Source organism: Nostoc sp. CALU 1950, from assembly GCF_051172895.1.
In the GTDB taxonomy this organism is placed as follows: Bacteria; Cyanobacteriota; Cyanobacteriia; order Cyanobacteriales; family Nostocaceae; genus Nostoc; species Nostoc edaphicum_A.
The window spans coordinates 1-331 of the sequence record NZ_JBDNJQ010000447.1; the positions used below are offsets into that span (position 1 = coordinate 1).

At 48.6% G+C, this 331-nt stretch carries 1 protein-coding gene; it reads right to left on the bottom strand.

Going from position 1 to position 331, the window contains the following annotated elements; translation table 11 throughout:
- The coding region (locus tag ABF638_RS38380) for a HEAT repeat domain-containing protein (RefSeq protein ID WP_435027952.1) at positions 1–331 on the bottom strand (331 nt) is incomplete at both ends.

A 331-nucleotide genomic window follows, 5' to 3' on the forward strand; every position in this document is an offset into this window, starting at 1 on the left:
GATCGCATCTTGATTCCCTGTGCCGATTTTCCTTAAACTTGATGCTGCCAAACTATGGGTGGAGTCATCCACATCAGGTGATTGCAGCAGTTGCAATAAGGCGGCGATCGCATCTTGATTCCCTGGGTCGATTTTCCCTAAAATATATGCTGCCTCTCTACGGGTGTAGTCATCCACATCAGGTGATTGCAGCAGTTGCACTAAGGTGGTAATCGCATCTTGATTCCCTGTGCCGATTTCGCCTAAGCTATATGCTGTTAGCCAACGGGTGGAGTTATCCACATCAGGTGATCGCAGCAGTTGCACTAAGGTGGCGATCGCATCTTGATTC